The sequence below is a fragment of the Mycobacterium sp. E2699 genome (genome assembly GCF_001666745.1).
Classification (GTDB): Bacteria; Actinomycetota; Actinomycetes; order Mycobacteriales; family Mycobacteriaceae; genus Mycobacterium.
Window position 1 is genome coordinate 35,934 of sequence record NZ_LZJH01000084.1, and the last position, 22,114, is coordinate 58,047.

Annotated in this window: 22 protein-coding genes and 1 pseudogene; 10 read left to right on the forward strand and 13 right to left on the reverse strand. The window is 69.2% G+C overall.

The window, feature by feature from the left end:
• Positions 1-44 precede the first annotated feature (44 nt).
• Entirely contained in the window at positions 45-650 is a 606-nt protein-coding gene (locus A5696_RS14375) for a hypothetical protein (protein WP_067879813.1), read from the reverse strand.
• Between the two features lie 57 nt (positions 651-707).
• Here A5696_RS14375 and A5696_RS14380 point away from each other — a divergent pair, with 57 nt between their 5' ends.
• Positions 708-2,201 (forward strand): MFS transporter, encoded by a 1,494-nt coding sequence (locus A5696_RS14380; protein ID WP_067879816.1) that lies wholly within the window; start codon positions 708-710, stop codon positions 2,199-2,201.
• A 40-nt stretch (positions 2,202-2,241) separates the two neighbouring features.
• Here the strand turns inward: A5696_RS14380 and A5696_RS14385 are convergent, their stop codons facing one another.
• The 3 genes from A5696_RS14385 to A5696_RS14395 are packed head-to-tail and all read right to left on the reverse strand — an operon-like array spanning position 2,242 to position 3,696.
• Positions 2,242-2,937 carry a hypothetical protein gene (locus A5696_RS14385; protein WP_067879819.1) on the reverse strand — a complete coding sequence of 232 codons (696 nt, stop codon included), beginning with the start codon at positions 2,935-2,937 and terminating at the stop codon, positions 2,242-2,244.
• 35 nt (positions 2,938-2,972) lie between these two features.
• Positions 2,973-3,296: a multidrug efflux SMR transporter gene (locus A5696_RS14390; protein WP_067879822.1), complete on the reverse strand. Its 324-nt coding sequence runs from the start codon at positions 3,294-3,296 to the stop codon at positions 2,973-2,975.
• 4 nt (positions 3,297-3,300) lie between these two features.
• On the reverse strand, positions 3,301-3,696 hold the full coding sequence (locus A5696_RS14395; protein WP_067879825.1) for a hypothetical protein: 396 nt from the start codon (positions 3,694-3,696) through the stop codon (positions 3,301-3,303).
• A 106-nt stretch (positions 3,697-3,802) separates the two neighbouring features.
• Here A5696_RS14395 and A5696_RS14400 point away from each other — a divergent pair, with 106 nt between their 5' ends.
• The 4 genes from A5696_RS14400 (at position 3,803) to A5696_RS14415 (ending at position 6,957) form a co-directional block, all read left to right on the forward strand.
• Positions 3,803-4,720: an alpha/beta hydrolase gene (locus A5696_RS14400; protein ID WP_067879988.1), complete on the forward strand. Its 918-nt coding sequence runs from the start codon at positions 3,803-3,805 to the stop codon at positions 4,718-4,720.
• Positions 4,720-5,160, forward strand: coding sequence for a DoxX family protein (locus A5696_RS14405; protein WP_369803346.1), 441 nt, complete (start codon positions 4,720-4,722; stop codon positions 5,158-5,160). The genes A5696_RS14400 and A5696_RS14405 overlap by 1 nt, the downstream gene beginning before the upstream one ends.
• 72 nt (positions 5,161-5,232) lie before the next feature.
• Positions 5,233-5,997: an SDR family NAD(P)-dependent oxidoreductase gene (locus A5696_RS14410; RefSeq protein ID WP_067879831.1), complete on the forward strand. Its 765-nt coding sequence runs from the start codon at positions 5,233-5,235 to the stop codon at positions 5,995-5,997.
• Complete coding sequence (locus A5696_RS14415) at positions 5,998-6,957, forward strand: phosphotransferase family protein (protein ID WP_067879836.1); 960 nt, start codon at positions 5,998-6,000, stop codon at positions 6,955-6,957. It abuts the gene before it with no gap.
• 7 nt (positions 6,958-6,964) lie between these two features.
• Here A5696_RS14415 and A5696_RS14420 read toward each other — a convergent pair whose 3' ends face one another.
• Positions 6,965-7,195 carry a hypothetical protein gene (locus A5696_RS14420; protein WP_067879839.1) on the reverse strand — a complete coding sequence of 77 codons (231 nt, stop codon included), beginning with the start codon at positions 7,193-7,195 and terminating at the stop codon, positions 6,965-6,967.
• Between the two features lie 186 nt (positions 7,196-7,381).
• On the opposite strand from A5696_RS14420, the gene A5696_RS14425 reads away from it, so the two are divergent.
• On the forward strand, positions 7,382-8,065 hold the full coding sequence (locus A5696_RS14425) for an MspA family porin (RefSeq protein ID WP_067879991.1): 684 nt from the start codon (positions 7,382-7,384) through the stop codon (positions 8,063-8,065).
• Here the strand turns inward: A5696_RS14425 and A5696_RS14430 are convergent.
• Together A5696_RS14430 and A5696_RS14435 are read right to left on the reverse strand one after the other, a co-directional pair.
• Positions 8,062-9,411, reverse strand: a complete 1,350-nt coding sequence (locus A5696_RS14430; RefSeq protein ID WP_067879842.1) for an acyl-CoA dehydrogenase family protein — start codon at positions 9,409-9,411, stop codon at positions 8,062-8,064. The two genes, A5696_RS14425 and A5696_RS14430, sit on opposite strands and share 4 nt — an antisense overlap.
• Positions 9,412-9,429: 18 nt before the next feature.
• Complete coding sequence (locus A5696_RS14435) at positions 9,430-10,203, reverse strand: enoyl-CoA hydratase/isomerase family protein (RefSeq protein ID WP_067879994.1); 774 nt, start codon at positions 10,201-10,203, stop codon at positions 9,430-9,432.
• Between the two features lie 136 nt (positions 10,204-10,339).
• On the opposite strand from A5696_RS14435, the gene A5696_RS14440 reads away from it, so the two are divergent.
• Positions 10,340-11,296, forward strand: a complete 957-nt coding sequence (locus A5696_RS14440) for an LLM class F420-dependent oxidoreductase (RefSeq protein ID WP_067879845.1) — start codon at positions 10,340-10,342, stop codon at positions 11,294-11,296.
• On the opposite strand, the gene adhE is transcribed toward A5696_RS14440, so the two are convergent.
• From adhE to A5696_RS27685, 3 genes and pseudogenes are all read right to left on the reverse strand, one after another.
• Positions 11,281-13,914 carry a bifunctional acetaldehyde-CoA/alcohol dehydrogenase gene (gene adhE / locus A5696_RS14445; protein ID WP_067879848.1) on the reverse strand — a complete coding sequence of 878 codons (2,634 nt, stop codon included), beginning with the start codon at positions 13,912-13,914 and terminating at the stop codon, positions 11,281-11,283. The two genes, A5696_RS14440 and adhE, sit on opposite strands and share 16 nt — an antisense overlap.
• A gap of 104 nt (positions 13,915-14,018) precedes the next feature.
• On the reverse strand, positions 14,019-14,849 hold the full coding sequence (locus tag A5696_RS14450; RefSeq protein ID WP_067879850.1) for an oxidoreductase: 831 nt from the start codon (positions 14,847-14,849) through the stop codon (positions 14,019-14,021).
• A 27-nt stretch (positions 14,850-14,876) separates the two neighbouring features.
• Positions 14,877-14,981 (reverse strand): annotated as a pseudogene (locus A5696_RS27685) (polyphosphate kinase 2); the annotation flags it as partial.
• A 140-nt stretch (positions 14,982-15,121) separates the two neighbouring features.
• Between A5696_RS27685 and A5696_RS14455 the strand changes: the two are divergent.
• Positions 15,122-15,586: a cyclic nucleotide-binding domain-containing protein gene (locus A5696_RS14455; protein WP_067879853.1), complete on the forward strand. Its 465-nt coding sequence runs from the start codon at positions 15,122-15,124 to the stop codon at positions 15,584-15,586.
• 22 nt (positions 15,587-15,608) lie between these two features.
• On the opposite strand, the gene A5696_RS14460 is transcribed toward A5696_RS14455, so the two are convergent.
• Positions 15,609-17,132: an Hsp70 family protein gene (locus A5696_RS14460; protein WP_067879856.1), complete on the reverse strand. Its 1,524-nt coding sequence runs from the start codon at positions 17,130-17,132 to the stop codon at positions 15,609-15,611.
• 273 nt (positions 17,133-17,405) lie between these two features.
• Here A5696_RS14460 and A5696_RS28695 point away from each other — a divergent pair, with 273 nt between their 5' ends.
• Both A5696_RS28695 and A5696_RS14470 read left to right on the forward strand, forming a co-directional pair.
• Positions 17,406-17,534 (forward strand): hypothetical protein, encoded by a 129-nt coding sequence (locus A5696_RS28695; RefSeq protein WP_255381757.1) that lies wholly within the window; start codon positions 17,406-17,408, stop codon positions 17,532-17,534.
• A gap of 245 nt (positions 17,535-17,779) precedes the next feature.
• Complete coding sequence (locus tag A5696_RS14470) at positions 17,780-18,166, forward strand: STAS/SEC14 domain-containing protein (RefSeq protein ID WP_231964334.1); 387 nt, start codon at positions 17,780-17,782, stop codon at positions 18,164-18,166.
• Between the two features lie 15 nt (positions 18,167-18,181).
• Here the strand turns inward: A5696_RS14470 and A5696_RS14475 are convergent, their stop codons facing one another.
• Together A5696_RS14475 and A5696_RS14480 are read right to left on the reverse strand one after the other, a co-directional pair.
• Positions 18,182-20,419: a carbon starvation CstA family protein gene (locus A5696_RS14475; protein WP_067879865.1), complete on the reverse strand. Its 2,238-nt coding sequence runs from the start codon at positions 20,417-20,419 to the stop codon at positions 18,182-18,184.
• A gap of 51 nt (positions 20,420-20,470) precedes the next feature.
• Complete coding sequence (locus A5696_RS14480; protein ID WP_067879997.1) at positions 20,471-22,012, reverse strand: ATP-dependent DNA ligase; 1,542 nt, start codon at positions 22,010-22,012, stop codon at positions 20,471-20,473.
• Between the last annotated feature and the right edge of the window lie 102 nt (positions 22,013-22,114).

The following is a 22,114-nucleotide window of genomic DNA, read 5'->3' on the forward strand; positions in this document are numbered from 1 at the left end:
GCGAGCCCACCTGCGGGCGACGAAACGGCTTCCGGGGCAGGGACTTACGCGATGTAGCCGCGGGGCAGCACGGAGAAGTCGACGCAGGCCGCGGCCAGCATGTCGCCCAGCCAGGCGTTGACCGGCGCGCGGAGTCTGAGCATCGCACCGGCCGACGGCGCTTTCAGCGTGGCGACGTTGCGGTTGGTCAGCAATTGGATTGCCTCGGTTTCGATGTCGCTCCAGCCGGTGTGCACCGTCATCAGGGTCAGGACGCCCAGTTCGTCGCCGGCGGGGGACAGGATCGGGTGATGCCAGGCGCCGTCGGCCTTGGACCCGGTGTGCGGCCGGACGACCGCCAGGACGGTGCCGCCGCCGTCCTCCAGCCGCGCCGCGCCGTCGGCCGGGACGATCCGTCCCACGGTGCTGTCCGGGTTGGTGACTGTGGTCGTTCCGGCGACCGCCAGCCTCAGTTCGTCGCCCGCCGCGCCGGACAGCGTGTAGTCGGCTTTGCCGCCGTTCTTGAATCCGAGCAGAACGCCGACGCCGCCCTTCTGCTGGGCGCGGGCCAATTCGGTGCCGTCGGCCGCGGTGAGCTCGATCCGCAACGCGTTAGAGGTCGCCCTCGACACCCGCGCGGCCACGACGGTCTGGTTTCCGAGAATCGGCATGCGGGAAATCGTAGGCCCGATGTCAACCCGACGAACGCCGGCGCAGAATTCTCGACGATGAATCAGCCCACGAGCGGGAAATCGGCCGAGCAAAGCCGACTGCCGCTGGCGTCGTCCGGTGCGCGCTGGCTGATTGCGGCGGCCGTACTCGGTTCGGGCATCGCGCTGCTGGACGGCACCGTCGTCAACGTGGCGCTGCCGGCCGTCGGGCGCGACCTGGGTGGGGGCCTGACCGGTCAACAGTGGGTCCTCGACGGCTACCTGCTGACCCTCACCGCGCTGCTGCTCTCCGGAGGCGCCGCAGGCGACCGTTACGGCCGCCGACGGGTGTTCATCGCCGGGCTGGTCGTCTTCACCGCGGCCTCTGTCGTCTGCGGTCTTGCGCCGACCGTCGGCTGGCTGGTCGGGGCCCGGCTGGTGCAGGGCGTCGGCGCGGCGGCGCTGGTTCCCGGCAGCCTCGCGTTGATCGACGCCGGCATCATCGACGACGACCGGGGCCGGGCCGTCGGGATCTGGGCGGGGATGTCCGGCGTGACGACGGCGTTGGGTCCGTTCGTCGGCGGCTGGCTCGTCGACGCGGCGTCGTGGCGCTGGGTGTTCTTCTTGAACCTTCCGCTCGCCGCGGCGGTGGTGTGGATCGCCGCTCGGCACATCCCCGAATCGCGCGATCCGACCGCGCGGGGCCGCCCGGACGTCCTGGGGACCGCCGCTGTCACAATCGGGTTGTCCGGGGCGATCTATGCGCTCATCGAGGCGCCTTCGCGCGGTTGGACGTTCGTCACAGCGGCCGCCGGGATCGTGGGAACGGTGGCCCTGCTTGCCTTTCCGGCGATCGAACGACGCGCGCGATCGCCACTTCTGCCGCTGAGGCTGTTGGGATCCCGGCAATTCACCGGCGCCAACCTCACGACCCTGGCCGTCTACACCGCCGTCGGCGGCGCGTTGTTTCTGTTGGCGCTGCAGCTGCAACAAAGCCTGCACTACTCTGCGCTCGCGGCGGGGCTGGCGATGTCGCCGATGACGATCATCATGTTGATCGGCTCGCCGTGGGCCGGCGCGCTCGGGCAGAGCGCGGGGCCGCGGCTGCCCATGACGGTCGGCCCGATGGTCGCCGCGGCGGGGCTGGCGTTGATGGCCCGGATCGTGCCCGGGGCGACCTATCTCGGCGCGGTGCTGCCCGCCGTGGTCGTCTTCGGTGTCGGGTTGGCGATCACCGTGGCGCCGCTGACCGCGGCCGTTCTCTCCGCCGTGCCCGCCGCCTACGCGGGCACCGCCTCCGGCGTCAACAACGCCCTTGCCCGCCTCGCCGGCCTGCTTGCCGTCGCGGTGCTGCCGGTCGCGTCCGGCATCACCGCCGGACCGGGGCATCCGCTCGGGCCCGGCTTCTCAGTGGCGATGATCATCACCGCCACGGTCTGCCTGTTCGGCGCGTTCGTAGCGGTGCTGTCCGTCCGCACCGGGGCGCACTTCGCCCGGCAGATGCTGCCCGGAATCAGCCACGATTGCGCGGCGCCGACCACTACGTCATGGAGGAGCGGCCCCGCGAGGTGACCGACGCGCTGGTGCGCCTGTTGAGCGTGGCTCCCGTCGGCTAATCCGTGACGGTCATCTGGTCGTCGCTGCTGGCCCACGATTGCGCGAAGACGTCGATCGGCACCTGCTCGTCGCGGCCCTGCTCGCTGCCGCTGTCGTTGAGGTGCACGATGCCGGCCGCGGTGTCGACGCCGGTCACCACGACGGCGTGGTCGGCCTCCGGTTGCCCGTCCGGGGTCTTGTCCTCGACGGGCTCGCGCCAGATGAGTTCGGAGTTGACCCCGACGATGACCTTGCGGCCCTTGGCCAAATCCTGCTCCAGCGCCGTCATGCCCGTGGGGACGCCCTTCTTCGCGGCGCCGGCCTTGTCGGTGGACACCGCGTGGATGCCGTAGTGGGCGAGCAGCGCCGGCTCGTCGTCGAACGAGGTGCCGGCGCCGGGCCGGCGCTTCTTCGGCTTGGTGTAGACCGGCCCGGAATGGACGGTGCTGGGCGTGGATTGGGCCAGCTTGACGATCGCCTGTTCGGAGGGCGCCCGGCCGGTCAGCTCACCGATCACGTCGGCGACGGCCATTTCCACGCAGTCGTCGTCGTAGCCCTGGTAGCGCCAGAACGCGGCGGCCGCCGCGGGGTCTCCGTAGACCGTGCCCTGCCCGCGGGGCGGGTTGGGCGTGGCGTGCGCGGTGCCCACGGCGAGGACCAGCGCGGCGGCGCCGCCCAGCGCTGCGAGACCGGCGGCCCGGGTGACGATCATGCTGTGAATGTCTGCGCTGGGGGCCCCCGCGTTACCTAATGCGCGCCGGCCAGGTTGAGCGTGACCACACCGGCGATGATCAACGCGACGCCGACGACCTTCGCCACCGACACCGGGGAGCCCAGGAACAGCACCGCGATCAGCACGATGGCGGCCGTCCCGATCGCCGACCACAGCGCGTAGGCGACGTCAGTCCGCATGCCCCGCGAGATGGACAGCGCCAGCAGCGCGAAGGAAACGGCGTAGCCGACCAGGCAGGTGACCGTCGGCCACAGCCGGGTGAATCCCTCGGTGCTCTTGAGCAAGCTGGTCGCGACGACCTCGGCGAAGATCGCGCACAGCAGGAACAGGTACGTCAACGCGCTAGTCCGACGACGATTTCTTGGGGTTTTCGGCCTGCGCCTCGTCCGCGACGGCGTCCAGGTGACTGTCGTGCGCGGCCTGCCAGTGCTCGTCGGCCGCCCGCTGCAGCTGGGCGGACGAGCCCAGTCCGTCCATGGCGGCTCGCTGATAGGTGTTCGCCGTCTGCTCGTGGACGCGCGCCAGTTCCTCGTGCCGTTGGGCGGCGGCGTGGTGGGCGGCCGCCGCGGCTTGCAGAGATTCCTCCGCCCGGTGTCGCGCCAGGCTGACCGACTCGGGGGACGGCCGTTGGCCGGCGGCCAACTCCGCCCTGCGGTTGCGCAGTTCTTTCACTCGCTGCTCCACCTGTGCCGCGCGTTCCGCCGGGCGCGATTGCCCGTCGACGGGCCGTTCACTCATGACCAACTCCCCACCGCACCGTGCCGTCGAGGCTGAGCACACCTGTTTCAATCAACTATCACGCTACGACGGTGAAAACGATGACGGCTACGACGGAAGGCCAGCCATGACCGTCTCCCCGCGACCGGTGCGCTTCGATGTCGGCGACGTGGTCGGCGAGCAGGCCTTTTTGGCGGCGACCTATTACCCGGCCGCGAGCCCCGCCGACGCGGTGCTCGTGTGCCTGCCGGGCGGCACCTACAGCCGCGAATATTGGGACCTGAAGATCCCCGGCCGTAGCGGCTACAGCTTCGCCGAGTTCGCGACCGGGAACGGCTACGACGTCGTCACGATCGACCCCCTGGGTACGGGCGAAAGTTCGAAGCCCGCAAGGGATTTCGGTTTCACCGACATCGCCGCCGCGCTCGCGCGGGCGGTCTCGGAGTTGCCGGCGCTGACAGGTGGCCACGCACCCGCGGTGGCCGTCGCGCACTCGCTGGGTGCCTATCTGGCGATCGTTCAGCAATCGCTGTTTCCCGGCTACGCCGGATTGGCGGCCCTCGGGTGCACCAATCGACACGTCGCGCCGCTGAACCTGGATGCGGCATTCATCGCCCGGGCCGCGACCCCGCAGGGCCGCGACGAGCTGGCGCGCCAGATCCTTTCCGCCCTTGCCGAGCCCTATGCCGAGGCCCCCCGCGAATACCTGCAGAGCTGGTTTCACCTCCCCGACGTGCCTGCCGACGTGGTCGCGGCCGACTGCGTCACGGCAAAGTCGGTGGTGCCGCGGGTGTTCGGCACCGCGATGATCCCCGGCGTCGTCGCCGAGCACGCCGCGCGGATCGATGTCCCGGTGCTGCTGGGCTATGGCGCGGTCGACGTCTCGCCGGACCCGCGGGCGGAGGCCGGCCTGTTCCGCAGCAGCCCCGACATCACGACCGTGGTCCTGGCCGACAGCGCGCACTGCCACAACATGGCGTCGAGCCGCCGGCGGCTCTGGAGGCGCCTGCTCGGCTGGGCGGCGACCGTAACGTCGGCGATGTGATGAAGACGCTCGAGGAACGCCTCGCCGGGCATGCGCCGGCCGTGCTGAGCCTCTTTCGCCTGGTTTACGGTTTGCTCTTCGCGGCCTCCGGCTCGGTGGTCCTGTTCGGCTGGCCCGCCCGTCCCAGCTATCCCGCCGCGTTCGGGGCCTGGCCCGGCTGGTACGCCGCCCTGATCGAGCTGGTGACCGGACTTCTGATCGCGGCTGGCCTGTTCACCCGCGCTGCGGCGTTTTTCGCCTCGGGGCACATGGCGGTCGCCTATTTCTGGATGCATCAACCGCGGGGGCTCTGGCCCGTCGGGGAGCCTCCGGACGGCAACGGCGGCGCCATGGCGATCCTTTATTGCTTCGCCTTCTTCCTGCTGGTCTTCACCGGCGGCGGACGATATTCGGTCGACGCCCTCCGCGGTGGGGTGACACTTCCTATCTCCTGGCGATAATGGCATTCTCTTGAGCGGAGAAGCCATTTCCGGAGGAGGTCGTCGGTGGGCACGGAGCAACGATGCGACGGGATGGTGGCCCTGGTCACCGGAAGCAGCCGGGGCCTGGGCAAGGCGATCGCGGCGCGGCTTGCCGCGCGCGGTGCCACGGTGGCGCTGACCGCCCGCACGATGGACCCCGACCCCAAATACCAGGGATCGCTCCGCCAGACCCGCGAAGAGATCGTCGCCGCCGGTGGCCGGGCGGTCGCCATCCCGGCGGACCTGTCGCACCCCGAGGAACGCGAACGGCTTTTCGGCGAGGTCGTGCGCGCCGTCGGTGCACCGGACATCTTGGTCAACAACGCCGCGGTCACCTTCCTGCGGCCGCTCGACGGGTTCCCGGAACGGCGGGCCCGGCTGATGATCGAGATGCACGTGCTGGGGCCGCTGCACCTGAGCCAGCTGGCGATTCCCGCGATGCGCGAGCGCGGGCGGGGCTGGATCCTGAATCTGACGTCGGTGGGCGGCGACCTGCCGCCCGGACCGCCGTTCTCCGAATTCGACCGGACCGCGGGCTTCGGGATCTACGGAACCGCCAAGGCCGCGCTCAACCGGCTCACCAAAAGCCTTGCCGCCGAACTGTATGACGACGGCATCGCCGTCAACGCCGCGGCTCCGTCCAACCCGGTGGCGACGCCGGGGGCCGGCGCCCTGGATCTGGCCAAGACCGACACCGAGGACATCGAACTGATCACCGAGACCGCCCTGCGGCTGTGCACCTGCGATCCGAGGACCATGACCGGGCGCATCGCGCACACCCAGTCCTTCCTGGCCGAGGTCGGCCGGGCCGGCTGAATGCCCGAGCTCGATCTCGAGGGGCTGCGCCGGCGGCTCGCGGCCGCCGGGGTGGTCGACGTCGCCGCGCTCGCCGGGGGCGCGTCCAGCCTCACGTTCCGCGGCGCGCGCGACGCCCGGCCGGTGGTGATCAAGGTTGCCCCGCCGGGCGTGGAGCCGGTCGCGCACCGCGACGTGTTGCGCCAGGCCCGGATCATGAAAGCGCTTGCCGGGACGCGAGTTCCGGTGCCCGAGGTGGTGTGGCAGGATCCGGGCGACCCGCCCGACACCCCGCCGCTGTTCGTGATGTCCCACGCCTCAGGACAGTGCGTGGAGCCGCTGTTCGACTGCTGCCCGCCGGCTGCCGGGCTGTTCGAGCGCTACCGCAACGCGTGCCGGGTGATGGCCGCCCTGCACAGCCTGTCGCCGTCCGAGTTGGGTCTGGCCGGCGAGCCGGTCGTCGATGCGGCCGCCGAGGTCCAGCGCTGGTGCGACACGCTGCGGACCGTGGATGCGGAGCTGGTGCCGGACTGGCGCGGTGTGCGGGACGCGCTGCTTGCCTGCGCGCCAAGGGCTTTGCGGCCCAGCGTGGTGCACGGTGACTTCCGGCTGGGCAACCTGATGGCCGTCGGCGCCAGGATCACCGCCGTGATCGACTGGGAGATCTGGTCGATCGGCGACCCGCGCATCGATCTGGGCTGGTTGCTGATCAACTGCGACCCCGAGACGTACCAACGGGTTCCGTCCTCCGCCGGTGTCGCGCCCCCAGCCGGCGAACTGGCCGAGATCTATCAACGCGAATCAGGTTGGGAAGTCACCGACTTGGGCTGGTTCGGCGCGCTGGCGTGCTTCAAGTCGGCCGCGACGTGGTCGCTGATCGTCAAGCACAACCGCCGAAGGCGCTCTCCCCGGGCCGAATTGGAGGCCATGGCCGCGACGCCGCCGCGGTTGCTGGAGCGGGCGCGGTCGATGCTGGGCTAACGGTGGATCAGCGGCACCGCACGAACATGTTTTCGCAGTACATCCCGGCGCCGCCCCAGGCGAGCGACGGGCCGCCCTCGTCGGCCGGGTCGACGAACAGCGCCGGACTCTCCGTCGTGATCAGATCGACAACCCCGGGCGCCGGCGGTGAGAAAGGGTCGGGATCGGCGTTGGCCACGGCCGAACTGGCGGCGAGAGCCATCGCGCTCATCGCGCCGGCCACCAAAACCCGCTTCATTCCCGCCCTCTCTGTCGCCCGCCTATTGTAGCCCCCTGGCAAACAAACCGATACAGGATCGGCGCAACGTTCCGGGGCCATATCGCGGATGTGTTACGAACGCACAACGACTTCGACCGGTTGCCCAGCAAATTCCCTGACGCGTTTCGCGCCGCGCCTACGGTGTCGCGCGTGGGGCCGGTAACCGTGGTCGTTCGCCGCGCCGCGGTTATCGCGGTTTGTCTGTTCGTGGCCGTGGCCGCGGCGCCGTCGACAAGCGCGGATCCCGACGTCGACCCCGCCGCCGTAACAGTGCCCGCGCCGGACGGTGGCGTGCCCTCGAACGCGCCGGCAATCCTCAAGACCCCGGACGGCTGGACCCTGGGCCTCGGCGCCAAGGACGAGTCGCAGATTCCGGTGGCGCCGCTGACCACCGCCGTCTCGTCCCGTGAATACCTGGCGAGCGGGACGTTCGTCGGCTCGCTCATAGGGCCTGAGCAGCCGCGGGGCACCCTCGAGGTGGGTTACGAGATCGGCTGCGGGATCGACATGAGCACTTCCAACGGCGTCACGATGGGCGGGAGTGCAGGCGTCACCCCGGGTCTTGGCCTGGCGGGCGCGTTCACCGGCGTGGTGACCCCCGTGCCGTTGATCACGGTTCCTGTCAACGGTGTGATCACCGTGGGCCTCAAGCCGGGGCTCGTGATCGTGGTGCCGGTGGTCAAGAAGCAGTTCAAGGGGCCGAGTCCCTGGGTGATGGTCAGCAACTTCCACGTCAAGATCGACGGCTGCGTGGGGCAGTCGTTCATCCGCTCCTACGCGACGCTGACCCGGGAGACCGATCAATCCGACGTGGTGCTGTCCTACGTCGGCGTCACCAAAGCCGTCTAAGGCCGATGGTGGCGACCCGCTTCGCCCGGCTCCGCCGCGCTAGCCATCGCCACGCCGCGGGGTATGCCCGCCAGCCGGTCGGCGAACTTCGCCTCGGCGGCCGCGCGCAGGCGCAGCAGGTGTTCGGAGGGAAACAGATCGGGCGCGGGTGAGCGGTCCTTGAGCAGGAGCCGGGCCAGCGTCACCTTGTGCACCTCGGTGGGACCGTCGGCCAGGCCGAGCACGAACGACTCCACCAGGTACTGCACGAACGGCATCTCGTGGGTGGTGCCCAGTGACCCGTGCAGCTGGAGCGCCCGCGCCGACACGTCGTGCAACACCTTCTGCATCATCGCCTTGACCGCCGAAATGTCCGCCCGCACCGCGTGATAGTCGTTGAATTGGTCGATCTTCCAAGCGGTTTGCAGCGTCAGCAGCCGGAAGGCCTCGATCTCCATCCACGAGTCGGCGACCATCTCCTGGACCAGTTGCTTGTTGGCCAGGACCTCGCCCTGGGTGTAGCGTGACACCGCCCGCTCGCAGATCATGTCGAAGATGCGGCGGACCAGGCCCACCGTGCGCATCGCGTGGTGAATTCGCCCGCCGCCCAGGCGGGTTTGGGCGACGGCGAACGCCCCGCCGCGCGGGCCCAGCATGTGGTCGGCGGGCACCCGCACGTTCTCGTAACGGACGTACCCCTCGCGACCGCCGCCCGGCGGCTGATACCCCAACCCGACATCGCGCAGCACGTTGATGCCCGGGGTGCCGCCCGGTACGACGAACATCGAATAGCGTTGATATGGCGGCGCTTCGGGGTCGGTCATGGCCATCACGATGAGGAAAGAAGCCATCGAGGCGAACGAGGAAAACCACTTCTCCCCGTTGATGATCCAGTGATCGCCGTCGGGCACCGCGGTGGTGCGGAACACCTTGGGGTCCGCGCCGCCCTGCGGCTCGGTCATCGAGAAGCAGGACACGATGCGGTTGTCCAGCAACGGCTCGAGGTAGCGCGCCTTGAGCTCGGGAGTGCCGTAATGCGCGAGGATCTCGCTGTTGCCCGAATCGGGGGCCTGCGAACCGAAGACGATGGGCGCACATTCCGAACGGCCCAGGATCTCGTTGAGCAGAGCGAGTTTCACCTGGCCGTAGCCCGGGCCGCCCAGGTGCGGCCCGAGGTGGGTGGCCCACAGGCCGCGCTCCTTGACGATCTCCTGCAGCGGCGGGATCAGGGCCTGCCGCACCGGATCGCTGAGGTCGTGGGATTCCTTGACGATCAGGTCGATCGGCTCGCACTCGTTGCGCACAAACTCCTCGACCCATTTCAGTTGTTCGGCCCACTGCGGCTCGGTGGAGAAGTCCCACGACATCCGTTGTCCCTTCTCGGGTCATTGCCACTTTTTGCGGCGCTCGGCCGCGTCCTCGGTCGCATGCGCGATCACCTGGTTGCGGTTCTCCAGTTCCAGCGCCGCCGGCAGGCTCGCCGCGTCGGTGTTCACCTGCAGCGCGCGCTTCGTCAGTTGCACGCCGAGCGGCGCCAGGCCGGCGATCAGCGACGCCAACTCGACGGCGCGATCGACCAACCGATCGGGCCCGACGACCTCGCTGACCAGCCCCCGCCGCTCGGCCTCGCCGGCCGAGACCGTGCGCCCGGTGAGCATCCAGTCGGCCGCGACGCTGGTGCCGACGATGCGGGGCAGGTGATAGCTCATGCCCATCTCGGCGCCCGACAGCCCGAGCAGGATGGCGGCGTTGCCGAACGAGGCTTGCGCCGAACAGATTCGGATGTCGGCGGCGAGGCACAGCGCGAAACCCGCCCCGACGCAGGGGCCGTTGACCGCGGCGATGACGGGCTGCGGCACCTCGCGGACGCGTTGGGCGAGCGCGGCCATGCTCTCCTGGAAGCGCATGCGGTCCAGCGCCGGCGCCGTCGCCTCGGGCACGTCGGGCCCGAAGTCGCGCATGTCGATGCCGGCGCAAAAGCCGCGACCGGCTCCGGTGAGCACGATGGCACGCGTCGACCGGTCGGCCCCCAAATCGGCCAGGGCCGCGGCCAATTCGGCTTGCATGGCCGCGTTGATGGCGTTGAGCCGCTCCGGACGGCTCAGGCGCACGACGACGACGCCGTCGGCGGGCCGGTCGAGTTCCAGCGTGTGGGACACCCACCGATCGTAAAGCGTCTCTCGGATGAGGAGAATAATCTTCTCCAAAATGGCGAAGCGATTCTCGACGTTGCGCGGGGCGGCCCCGCGGCCGATCGCTGTGTTAGGCCGGGGCTGAGCGGGGTAGCCCGCCGCCATGACCAAGATCGGATACTTCCTTTCCAGTGAGCAGTTCGGCCCGAAGGAACTGGTCGACCAGGCCAAGCGCGCGGAGGCCGCCGGGTTCGACGCGCTGTGGATCTCGGACCACTTCCATCCGTGGAACGACGAGCAGGGTCAGAGCCCGTTCGTGTGGGGCGTGCTCGGCGCACTGTCGGAGGCGACGTCACTGCCGGTCAGCACGGCCGTCACCTGCCCCACCGTGCGGACGCATCCGGCCATCATCGCCCACGCGTCGGCCACCGCCGCGGTGCAGCTCGACGGCCGCTTCGTGCTCGGGGTGGGCAGCGGCGAGGCGCTCAACGAGCACATCCTCGGCGACAGCTGGCCGTCCGTGGGTGTGCGGCAGGAGATGCTGGAGGAAGCCGTCGACGTCATCCGATTGCTGCACCGCGGCGACGAGGTGAGCCACCACGGCAAGCACTACACCGTTTCCGAGGCGCGAATCTACACGCGGCCGGAGCAGCCGGTGCCGATCTACGTCTCCGGGTTCGGACCGCAGGGCGCCGAGCTGGCCGGGCGCATCGGTGACGGCTACGTGCTGGCGATGCCGGAGGCCGAGCTGGTCAAGGCTTTCCGGGACGCCGGCGGCGGCGACAAGCCGGTGCAGGGAGGCACCAAGGTCAGCTGGGATCGGGACGCCGACGCCGCGCTGAAGGTGGCGCACCGGTTGTGGGGCAACGAGGGGCTGCCGGGGCAGACCGCACAGATCCTGCCGCGGCCGAAGGACTTTGCCGCGCTGATGTCGCTGGTGCCGCCGGAGACGGTCGCGGAAAGCGTTGCGTGCGGGCCGGATCCGGACAAACACGTGGCGCAGGTGCGCCGGTACGTCGACGCCGACATCGACGAGGTGTACGTCCAGCAGATCGGCCCCGACATGGACGGGTTCTTCGCGGCGTGGGAACGCGACGTGCTGCCTCAACTGCGCGGCTGAGCTTCAGCTTCGGCGTCGCCGTAGTAGCCCACCCGAAGCAGGGCGGTGATCTCGCTGACCAAGGGCATCCGCGGATTTGTGCGGTTGCTGAGATCCTCGAATGCCGTCATCGCCAACGCGGGCAGCGCCGTAAGGAATTGTTCCTCCTCGACGCCGTACTCCCGCAGCGATCGCGGCATGTCCAGTCGCTTCAGCAGATCGTCAACTCCGTGGAACAACCGGCCGCGGCATTCGTCGGGCTCATGCCCGCCGAAGATCAGTTGGCCGAGCTGCGCGTATTTGTCCGGCGCCACGTAGGCGGAATATCCCGGGGCGGGCATGAACTTGCTTGGCAGACTTGCGTTGTAGCGCAGCACATGAGGCAGGAAGATGCCGTTGGCTCGGCCATGCGAGATCCCGAATCTCGCGCCGACGGCATGGGCGAGCGCATGGTTCGTCCCGACGAACGCATTCGAAAAGGCAAGCCCGGCAAGGGTTGCCGCGTTGGACATGTCGGTTCGCGCGGATAGCTCGCCGGGGTCATCGTAGGCCCTGGGCAACGCGTCGAAGATCAATCGTGCCGCTTGGGCGCACAGCGCGTCCGTGTACGGCGACGCGAAGATCGAAACGATCGCTTCCAGAGCGTGGGTGAGCGCGTCGATGCCGGTGTCGGCGGTCAATTTCGGTGGCATGGACGAGGTCAGGACGGGGTCAACGATCGCGAGGTCAGGCACCAGGCTGTAGTCGACCAGCGTTTCCTTCTTCCCGCGCACCGTCAGCACCGCCGCCGGCGAGACTTCGGAACCGGTCCCCGACGTCGTCGGAACAGCGACCAATTGGACGCGATGGCGGTCGGTCGGATAGTCGGCCACGCGCTTGCGCGGGTCGAGGAACGGCATCGTCAACTCGTCGAGGCTCTTCTCCGGGTGTTCGTAGAACAGCCGGATCGCCTTGCCGGCATCCAGCACCGAGCCGCCGCCGACGGCGAGCAGCAGATCGGGTTGGACCCGCTGCAGCAGCGCGACGCCACGGCGGATGGTCGCCTCGTCGGGCTCCGGTGTCACCTCGCTGAACACCTGCACGTGTTGGGTGCGTAACTTGCCGCGCAACTGGTCGACCACGCCGCGCTCATCGGTCAGGGCATCGGTGATCACCACGACGATTTCGCAGTCGAGTTCGCGCAGGTTGTCCAGTGCGCCTTCGTTGAAGTAGGTGTTGGAGGGGACGCGGAACCATTGCGGCGGGGTGCGGCGCCGCGAGACGGTCTTGATGTTCAGCAGTTGGCGGTAGTTGACGTTCTCCGTTGTGCTCGACCCGCCCCAGGTGCCGCAACCCAACGAGAACGTGGGTGTGAGGTTGTTGTAGACGCCGCCGAGGGCTCCGACCGCGGTGGGCGCGTTGACCAGGATGCGCCCGGTGCGAACCGCCAGACCGTATGCCTCGATGACGTCCTCGTCGCTGGCGTACACCGCCGAGGTGTGACCGAGCCCCCCATGCTCGGTGACCAGGACGGCCACGTCGATGGCGTGCTGGACGCCTCTTGCGCGCACCACCCCGAGCACCGGCATCAGCTTCTCCCGCAACAGGGGGTGGGACGCGAGTTCGTCCAGGTCGGCGGGAAGCTGTGCCAGCAGCACTTTGACGGTCGGTGACACGCTGAAGCCGGCTCGGGCGGCCAGCTCCGAAGCCTTCTTCCCGACCGCCTCGAGCGAGATCTTGTCGCCGCACCCGAACGCGAACTCCGCCACCGCGTCGGCCTCGGCGGGCGTGAGCAGTTGGGCGCCCATCCGCTCGAACTCGGCCATCACCTCGTCGTATATCTCGTCGTCGATGATGCAGGTTTGCTCGGCCGGGCAAATAACGGACGAGTCAAAGGTTTTCGAGATCAGGATGTCAACGACCGCGCCCTTCAGGTCCGCGGTCTTGTGAACGTAGATCGGCGCGTTGCCCGGACCGACGGACAGACCCGGCTTTCCGGCCGAATTCGCCAGCGCCACGATCTTCGGTCCGCCCGTGACCCAGATGAAGTCGACCTCGGGATGCTTGAACAGGTAGTGCGTCACCTCGTGCGCGGCGTCCGGAATGACCTGCAGCGCTCCGGGCGGCATCCCGGCCGCTTCGGCCGCCGGGCGGAGGACTTCCAGGCTGCGTTCGCAACAGCGCACCGCATACGGTGACGGCCGAAAAAGGATCGCGTTGCGCGTCTTGGCGGCCACGATCGCCTTGAACAGCACCGTCGAGGTCGGATTGGTCACGGGGGTGATGCCCAGCACGACCCCGATCGGCTCGGCCACATAGGCGATGTTGTGTTCGACGTCCTCGTCGATGACACCAACGGATTTCTTGCCACGCAGGTAGTCGTGCAGGAACTCGGTGGCGACATAGTTCTTGACGACCTTGTCCTCGAAGACACCGAAGCCCGTCTCCTCGATCGCCACGCTGGCCAATTCGCCCGCCGCGCGGACCCCGGCGCGCACCATCGCCTCGACGATCGCGTCGACCTGCTCCTGGTCGAGCCTGCGGAATGCCCGGGCCGCCTCGGCCGCCACGTCGACGATCGCGTCGACCTCGCGTCTGCGCTCTTCGGCAAGCGCGGGTGCTTCGAGACCGGAGGCGGGCTGGCTTTGCGTCGTGGTCATGGTCGCGTTTCGGCTCGGGAAGGGGACGCTGAGCGTCCCCGGAATGAGCAGATGCTACGTCGGCCGCCTCGATCGAAAGAAGGGCTGAAAGGCCCTCGGCCCGGTTACGGCCCGAAGTTGGTGCCGCAGGTGAGCTCTTGCCACTTCGCGATCTCGGCCGCGCGCGCGTCCGCGACGTGGCGATAGAGACCCAGCGCGTCGGGGCCGAGCAGCAGGAACCCCGGCGGCTCGCTCGACTCGACGGCCGTGATGATCGCGGTGGCCGCCTTGGCGGGGTCGCCGGCCTGGGTGCCGTGCATGGTGTCGTTCTCCTTGCGCCGCTGCCCCGCGGTGGCCGCGTAGTCGTCGATGACCGCGGCCGACTGTACGAGCGAGCGACCGGCGAAGTCCGTGCGGAACGCGCCGGGCTCCACGACCGTCACCGAAATGCCCAGCGGCGCAAGCTCACCGCGCAGGGCCCCGCTCATCCCCTCGATCGCGGCCTTCGCCGCCGCGTAGTACCCGGATCCCACCGGGGTCACCGTCGCGCCGATCGAGGAGATGTTGACGATCGCGCCGGTGCGGCGCGCGCGCATGCCGGGCAGCACGGCCTTGATCGTCGCGACGGTGCCGAAGAAGTGCGTCTCGAACAACTCGCGGACCTCGGCGTCGTCGCCCTCCTCGACGGCGGCGCGGTAGCCGTAGCCGGCGTTGTTGACCAGGACGTCGACGCCGCCGAACCGCTCGTGCGCGTCCCGCACGGCGGCGGTGACCTGCGCGGGCTCGGTGACGTCGAGCGCCACCGCGAGCACCCGCTCCGGTGCGGCCTGCGCCAGGTCGGCGACCTTGGTGACGTCGCGCGCGGTGACGACGGCATGGTGGCCGGCCGCGATGACGGCCTCGGCGAGCGCGCGGCCGAGCCCGGTCGAGCAGCCGGTGATGAGCCAGGTGGACATGCGGTGTCTCCTTCGGTCGGGCGGAACTCAGTCGGTCAGCGCGCGGCCCACGATCCGCGGGTCCGGCTCGCCCACGACCTCGTCGTCCTTATCGTCGTAGTCGGATTTGGCGAGCACGTGACGCATGGCGTTTCCAAATCGATCTGTGCCATAGTCCGACGCTAGCCCCGTCGGCGCCGGCGATCGGGACGGCGGGCGCATCGTGCTGGTCGCCCCGCCGGCCGCGTTCTACGCTTCAGGAAAGCGTTGACGAAGAGCGAAGGAAGGACACAGTGAGGACGCTCGAAGGCCTGCTGGCCGGGCATTCTTTCTTCCGCGGCATCGACCCGCGCTACCTGCAGTTGGCCGTCGGGTGCGCGGCCAACGTGCGCTTCGGCGCGGGTGAGTTGATCTTCCGCGAGGGCCGCCCGGCCGATCACTTCTATCTCATCCGCGCCGGCAGGATCGCGCTCGAGACTCGCGCGCCGGGCCATGGCAGCCTGACCGTGCAGACGCTCGGCGACGGCGAGATCCTCGGCTGGTCGTGGCTGGTGCCGCCCTACAACTCGCGGTTCGACGCACGCGCGGTGGAGACGACGCGGGCCATCGTCTTCGACGGCAAGTGCCTGCGCGAGAAGTGCGAAGAGGATCACGAACTCGGCTACGAGTTGCAGAAGCGCGTGATCGCGGTGCTCGGCGAATATCTCGATGCGACGAGGTTCCGGCTCTTGGACATCTACGCCGACGCCATCGAATGAGGCCGGCCCGGCGAGCGTTTCGCTAACTCGCCGCCGCGCACCGCTCCAGCCGGAAGGTGCGCTCGAAGCCGGTCGGGCGCGTCGTCAGCGTCACCTCCACCGCGCCGCTGGGGGCCACCACGTAGCGCTCCTCGACGTCGGGGCCGTCACTCCAGCGGCCGACCGGTTGCCGCCCGAGGTCATCCCGGTCGTAGAGCGCCGGGTCGAACGGGAAGAGGACCGGGTCGTAGGGCGTCACGTCGCCGTCGGGACGACCGTCGACGAGGCGGCTGCACTCGACGAATCGGAAGTGCCCGATGTTGTGCGCGGCCCGGTAGGTCCGCCGCACCACCAGCGGGGTATGCCCATCCGCCGGAAGCGAGGCATCCTTGGGGACGATCGGGTCGAAGACCACGTCGGTGCCGGCGTGCGCCTCGCGGAAGACCCCGAAGTGCCGCGAAAAGCGTTCGGACAGGGCGAAACCCGCCTCCTGGTCGAGGAAGACCGCCAGCCCGATCGCCGTCGCGGCGAACGGGTGCGGGGAGCGCTTCACCCGCTTCTCGCCGAAGGCCGTACGCAGCATCCGGGAGACCAGCGGGAAGCCCCCGGCCCCGCCCACGACGTAGATGCCCGCCACCTCCGACCAGGTCACGTCCGGGCCGCCCGCCGGATCGTGCAGGACGCGGTGCAGCAGTTCGGTCGTCTGGTCGACCATGGGCGCGCACACGGCGTAGACGTCGTCGATCCGGCAGGAGAACGGGGGCCGGTCCACCTCGTCGATCCCGGTCAGGTCGACCAGGAAACGGCGTGTCTGCGGCCCGACGGCCTCCTTGCGGGCGGCGCACTCCTCCCTGAGCAGGTCGCGGGCGGCCGGGGTCACCTCGGGAAGGTTCAGGCGGCCCAGGATGAGGTCGACGATCGCCTCGTCGAAGTCGTCACCGCCGAGGCGCTGAATGCCTTCGCTGACGACCACCTCGTTCTCGTGCCCGGTCATCCTCAGCAGCGACGCGTCGAAGGTGCCGCCGCCGAGGTCGTAAACGAGGACGTACTCGCGCCTGGCGGTGATGGTGGAGCGGTATCGATGCGCGTACTCCAGGCTGGCGGCCGACGGCTCGTTCAGCAGCGCGACGACGTGAAAACCCGCCGCGACGAACGCGTCCAGCGTCAGCAGGCGCTGGGCGCTGGAGGCGTTGGCGGGCACGCTGATCGCGGCCTCGATGGTCTCGCCCGGCGCCAGGCTGGCATTCGAGCGGCGCTGCAGGTCGCTCTTCAGCTGGGCCAGAAAGCCGGTGAGGAGGTCGGCGAGACGATGGCTGCGGCCGGCCAGGGTCACCTCAGTCTGCGGTCCGGCCTCGTTGAGGAGGCGTTTGAAGGATCGCAGCACCGACCAGCCCGGCTCGTGGCGGACGGCTGCCGCGGCCACCCCGAATCTCAGGTCCCCGTCGGCATTGGCGGCGATGACCGACGGCCAGGCGTCCAGTCCGTCGAATGAGATGACCGGATAGTTACCGCGGTCGACGGCCGCAACGACGGTGTGGGTGGTGCCAAAGTCGATGCCGACCCTCATTCCGCAGAATTCTAGGACCGTGTCACCGTCTTGGGCACCACCTTTGACCGCGCGTGCCGGTCAATCCTCGAAGTGACGGTTGTAGTCGGTACGCTCGAGCCACCATTGCAGGCTGTACAGCCCCTTCGCGATCATCACCATCAGCATCGCGGACGCGAGTGCCAGGACGACGTTCATAGCCTGTGCATCTCCCGCGCCATGAGGGCGTTCTCGAGAAATTCGTACCGCTTCGGGCAATGCCTTTGCTGCGGGGCTGATTCACCGAATGTGGTCGTGAGCATTCGCCGTGCGACGGCGACCAGCCGGACGCCGATGCTCCTGCGGCGCACCACCCCCAAGGCGGCCGCGCTGCCGAAAACCACCTGCTGGGTGCTGATCACAACCTCGGTGGATGACACCTGAACCGGGGGAGGCGGTTGATGGGTGGGCTTGTCGACGGGATCGGTCGTGCTCGCGACTCCCGGTGGGGATACCAACATCGTCTACCTCTTCTCCGATGTGGCGCTTGGTGCACTCACCGTACGGTCGGCGACCGCCCAGGGCATGCGTAGTCGACTACCTCAACCGTTGCGGGCGCTGGTTTGTATCGATGACTTTCGCCCCTAGGCCCGCACGCTCGGTGCGCCGACGATGACTTCGTGATCGAGATGCTCAAGGGTTTCCCCGACGACGTCGCCGCGTTCGCTTTGCATGGGCACGTGACCAAGAGCGATTACGACACGGTGCTCATACCGGGCTTCGAGGACAAACTGAGCCGGCACGAACGGGTGGGCATCTATCTCGAGATCGCGCCCGACTTCACGAGTTTCGGACCCGGCGCGGTGTGGGCGGATTCCAGGTTCGGCATCGGCCACTACTTCGACTGGGATCGCTGCGCGATCGTCAGCGACGTGGAATGGGTGAAGCACATGGCCAGGTTCAGTGAGCTCTTCGGGTTCCTCTGGCCCGGGAGGTACCGCACGTTCGCCGAGGCGAAGGCCGACGAAGCGCGCGAATGGATCGTGGCGCCGCACGGCAAGCGCGATGCCGGATGAGATCGGGTTAGCCGATCACGGGGCGGCTGCCGCGTCCCATTGCCTTTGCACCTCCCGCTCGGCGGGCGTGGCGATCAGGCCGGACGGGGCGAACCGTTTGGACGGCACCGGTTCTTCCTCGGAAAGCGGCCTGCCGCCGCCGCGAATCACCTTGAGCGCGACGACGACTCCGGCCGCGAACACGATGACGACGACCAGCGCGAAGAGGATCGACAGGGTCCCCTGGATGAAGGTGTTCCTGATGACGTCATCGAGCTGATGGGCATTCTTGGCCGAACCGAACGCGGTCTTGCCCGCGTGTTTCGCCGCCAGGTACTGCGCGTGCTGGGTCCAGTAGCCCACGGCGGGGTCCCCGGAGAAGATCTTCTGCCACGACGCGGTCATCGTGACGGCCAGGTCCCACAGCAGCGGCACGCCGGGGATCCACGCCCACCTCAGCAGCCCCTTCTTGATGACGACGACCGTGACGACGGTCAGTGCGATCGCCGCGAGGAGCTGGTTGGCGATACCGAAGAGCGGGAACAGCGTGTTGATCCCGCCCAGCGGGTCGGTCACGCCCATCAGCAGGGTGCCGCCCCACGCGGCGACCACGGCCAGGCTGCAGATCCATACGCCGGGGCGCCAGCTCGGGTTGCGCAGCCGGGCCAGCGGGCCGCCCAGGTTGCCCAGCGTGTCGGAGAGCATGAAGCGGTTGACCCGGGTTCCCGCGTCGACCGTCGTCAGGATGAACAGCGCCTCGAACATGATCGCGAAGTGATACCAGAACGCCTTGAGCCCGGTGCCGCCTAAGACCCGCTGCAGCACCTCGGACATCCCCAGCGCCAGCGTCGGTGCGCCGCCGGTGCGCGACACGATGGACTTCTCGCCGACGCTGCGGGCGGCCTGGCCGATCTGGTCCGCGGTGGCCCGTGGACCGGACAGGCCGAGCCGGTTGACGTAGTCCGCGGCGGTGGCCGCCGTGCCGCCGGTCTGGGCCGCCGGCGCGTTCACTGCGAAGTACAAGTGCTGGTTGAGGATCGACGCGGTTATCAACGCCATGACGGCGACGAACGACTCGGTGATCATGCCGCCGTAGCCGATCAGCCGCATCTGGCCTTCCTTCTCCAGCAGCTTCGGCGTCGTCCCGGACGAGATCAGCGAGTGGAACCCCGACAGCGCGCCGCACGCGATGGTGATGAACAGGAACGGGAACAGCGAACCGGCGAACACCGGGCCGTTCCCCCTGGTGGCGAACTGCGAAACCGCGGGAGCTTGCATCTCCGGGCGCGCGAGGAAGACGCCGAGGGCGATCAGCGCGACGGCGCCGACCTTCATGAACGTCGAGAGATAATCGCGCGGCGCGAGCAGCAACCACACCGGCAGCACCGACGCGGAGAACCCATAGATGATGAGGCACCAGCACAGCGTCACCGGTGACAGGGTGAACCACGATGCGCCCCAGGTTGTTTCGGCGACCCAGCTGCCGGACGCCACCGCGAGCAGGAGCAGCGCGAAGCCGATGACCGATACCTCCGACACCCGTCCGGGGCGCAGGAAGCGCAGGTAGCAGCCCATGAACAGGGCGATGGGGATGGTCATGGCGATGGAGAAGACGCCCCACGGGCTTTCGGCCAGGGCCTTCACCACGATCAGCGCCAGCACCGCGATCAGGATCACCATGATGACGAGGGATCCGAGGAGGGCGGCCGCCCCGCCCGTGGCGCCCAGTTCGTCGCGGGCCATCTGGCCGAGCGAACGGCCCCGGCGCCGGGTGGAGATCCACAGCACCAGGTAGTCCTGCACGCACCCGCCGAACACCGCGCCGACCACGATCCAGATGGCGCCCGGCAGGTAGCCCATCTGGGTGGCCAGCACAGGACCTACCAGCGGCCCGGCCCCGGCGATGGCGGCGAAATGATGGCCGAACAGCACGCGCCGGTCGGTTGGCACGTAGTCGGTGCCGTCGTCGAGGACCTCGGCCGGGCTGGCGTGGTCGTCGCGGGGCCGGACGATCTTCATCTCGACCAACCGGGCATAGAACCGGTAGGCGATGATGTACGTGCAGATCGCCGCGACGACGAACCAGACGGCGTTGACCGTCTCGCCGCGAGCGAACGCGATGATCGCCCAGGCGACGGCGCCGACGAGCGCGATCACGGCGAAGACGATCTTGTGCCGGGTGGTGATTGGGGACCGGTCGATGATGGCGACCGGCGGCAGGTGTTCGTGGGTGCGGATGTAGCTGACGTCTTTGTCGTGTTCTTGAACGGCCACGGCGGAAACCCTACGCGCGCAAGGCTGACAATGGGTGTTTGCGAAGGCGATTCAGTACAGGGCGCGCACCGCGTCGATGGTGTCGGCCTCCGCCGGGCCCTTGTCGTCGCGGTAGCGCACCACCCGGGCGAACCGCAGCGCGAGCCCGCCGGGGTAGCGCGACGACTTCTGCACGCCGTCCAGGGCGATCTCGACCACCTGCTCGGGCCGCAGCCGGACCACGTAACCGTCCGTGCCGCCGAAGGCCAGCTCGCTGAACCGGGCGGTCTGCCAGTCCAGCATGGCGTCGGTCATGCCCTTGAACGTCTTTCCCACCATCACGAATTCGCCGCTCGCCGGGTCGCGCGCGCCCAGGTGGATGTTGGACAGCTTGCCGCGCCGGCGCCCCGACCCCCATTCCACGGCGAGCACCACCAGGTCCAGCGTGTGCACCGGCTTGACCTTGAGCCAGCCCGCCCCGCGCCGGCCCGCGAGGTACGGCGCGCGCGGCGCCTTGGCCATCACGCCCTCGTGGCCGGCGGCCAGCGTGGCGTCCAGGAAGCGCGCGGCCTCCGACGGGTCCGACGTCGTCAGCCGGTCGACCCGCTGGTCGGGCGGCACCAGCGCATCCAGGGCGGCGAGCCGGTCGGTGGTGGGCGCGTCCAGCAGGTCGGTGCCGTCGCGGTGCAGGATGTCGAAGAAGAACACCGAAAGCCGTTGCGCCGCAACAGCGGCCGCCACGTCGACGGACCGGCCGAACCGCGAGGCGGTGACCTGGAAGCGGTGCGGGCGGTTGTCGGGCCGCAGCGCGATCGCCTCGGCGTCGGCGATGAGGTCGGTGGCAGGCAGTGCCAGCGTCGCCTCGACGACCTCCGGGAGCCGGGCCGTCACGTCGTCGAGGCTGCGGGTGTACACCGTGACCCGATCGCCCGCCCGGTGAATCTGCACGCGCGCGCCATCCAGCTTCGCCTCGAAAATCGTTGTGCCGTCGTGCCGTTCGATGGCGTCGGCCACGCCGGTCGCGGTCTGGGCCAGCATCGGGCTGACCGGGCGGCCGACCCGCAGGGTGAAGGCGCCCAGGGCCGCGGGTTCGCCGGACAGGGCTGCCACAGCGACGGCCGGCAGATCCCCGCCCAGCATCGCGGCGCGCTGCACCGACGCGACGGGGATTCCGGCGGCCTTGGCGACGGCGTCGGCCATGATCCCGGCCAGCGCCCCCTGGCGCAGCTCGCCGCCGAGCAGCCGCACCAGGAAGGCCTGCTCGGTTTCGGTCGCCGCGGCGAACAACGCGTGCAGCATTTCGGCCCGCCGCGCCTGTGACCCCTTGCCCGCGACCGCCCCGATCTGACAGAACGTGGCGTCGACTGCCGTGACGGTCAGCGTCGGGTCGGCCGCCGGCCGCGGCCGCTCGCGCAACGACGCCCAGCCGACTCCGATCTGGCGTTGGCGCAGCTCACCGGAGAGCCACGACACGACGACCGCCACCGCCTGCGGGTCGGCGGGCAACTCTTCGGCGGTGCGGCGCAGCAGGTCGGCGATGTGGGCGACCTTGGTCAGCCGCGACGACGTGCCGCCGACGGTAAGCGACGTGCTTGCCACGTCGAGGAGGAGCACGCCGCTCAGCTTGGCATGGCTCGCCGACAACCCGGCCGGGCGGACACGCTAGCGTGTCCGCTTAACGTTACAAATTTCGAGAATTCTGACAACCCTGGAGAA

Bases quoted from the DNA above. Each gene is read 5' to 3' on its own strand.
- A5696_RS14420 (WP_067879839.1), bottom strand. From the start codon at position 7,195: ATGAAGCGGGTTTTGGTGGCCGGCGCGATGAGCGCGATGGCTCTCGCC.
- A5696_RS14450 (WP_067879850.1), bottom strand. From the start codon at position 14,849: ATGTCCACCTGGCTCATCACCGGCTGCTCGACCGGGCTCGGCCGCGCG.
- A5696_RS14375 (WP_067879813.1), bottom strand. From the start codon at position 650: ATGCCGATTCTCGGAAACCAGACCGTCGTGGCCGCGCGGGTGTCGAGG.
- A5696_RS14430 (WP_067879842.1), bottom strand. From the start codon at position 9,411: ATGTCGTGGGACTTCTCCACCGAGCCGCAGTGGGCCGAACAACTGAAA.
- A5696_RS14385 (WP_067879819.1), bottom strand. From the start codon at position 2,937: ATGATCGTCACCCGGGCCGCCGGTCTCGCAGCGCTGGGCGGCGCCGCC.
- A5696_RS14415 (WP_067879836.1), top strand. From the start codon at position 5,998: ATGCCCGAGCTCGATCTCGAGGGGCTGCGCCGGCGGCTCGCGGCCGCC.
- A5696_RS14395 (WP_067879825.1), bottom strand. From the start codon at position 3,696: ATGAGTGAACGGCCCGTCGACGGGCAATCGCGCCCGGCGGAACGCGCG.
- A5696_RS14400 (WP_067879988.1), top strand. From the start codon at position 3,803: ATGACCGTCTCCCCGCGACCGGTGCGCTTCGATGTCGGCGACGTGGTC.
- A5696_RS14460 (WP_067879856.1), bottom strand. From the start codon at position 17,132: ATGAGGGTCGGCATCGACTTTGGCACCACCCACACCGTCGTTGCGGCC.
- A5696_RS14440 (WP_067879845.1), top strand. From the start codon at position 10,340: ATGACCAAGATCGGATACTTCCTTTCCAGTGAGCAGTTCGGCCCGAAG.
- A5696_RS14405 (WP_369803346.1), top strand. From the start codon at position 4,720: ATGAAGACGCTCGAGGAACGCCTCGCCGGGCATGCGCCGGCCGTGCTG.
- A5696_RS14410 (WP_067879831.1), top strand. From the start codon at position 5,233: ATGGTGGCCCTGGTCACCGGAAGCAGCCGGGGCCTGGGCAAGGCGATC.
- A5696_RS14380 (WP_067879816.1), top strand. From the start codon at position 708: ATGAATCAGCCCACGAGCGGGAAATCGGCCGAGCAAAGCCGACTGCCG.
- adhE (WP_067879848.1), bottom strand. From the start codon at position 13,914: ATGACCACGACGCAAAGCCAGCCCGCCTCCGGTCTCGAAGCACCCGCG.
- A5696_RS14470 (WP_231964334.1), top strand. From the start codon at position 17,780: ATGCTCAAGGGTTTCCCCGACGACGTCGCCGCGTTCGCTTTGCATGGG.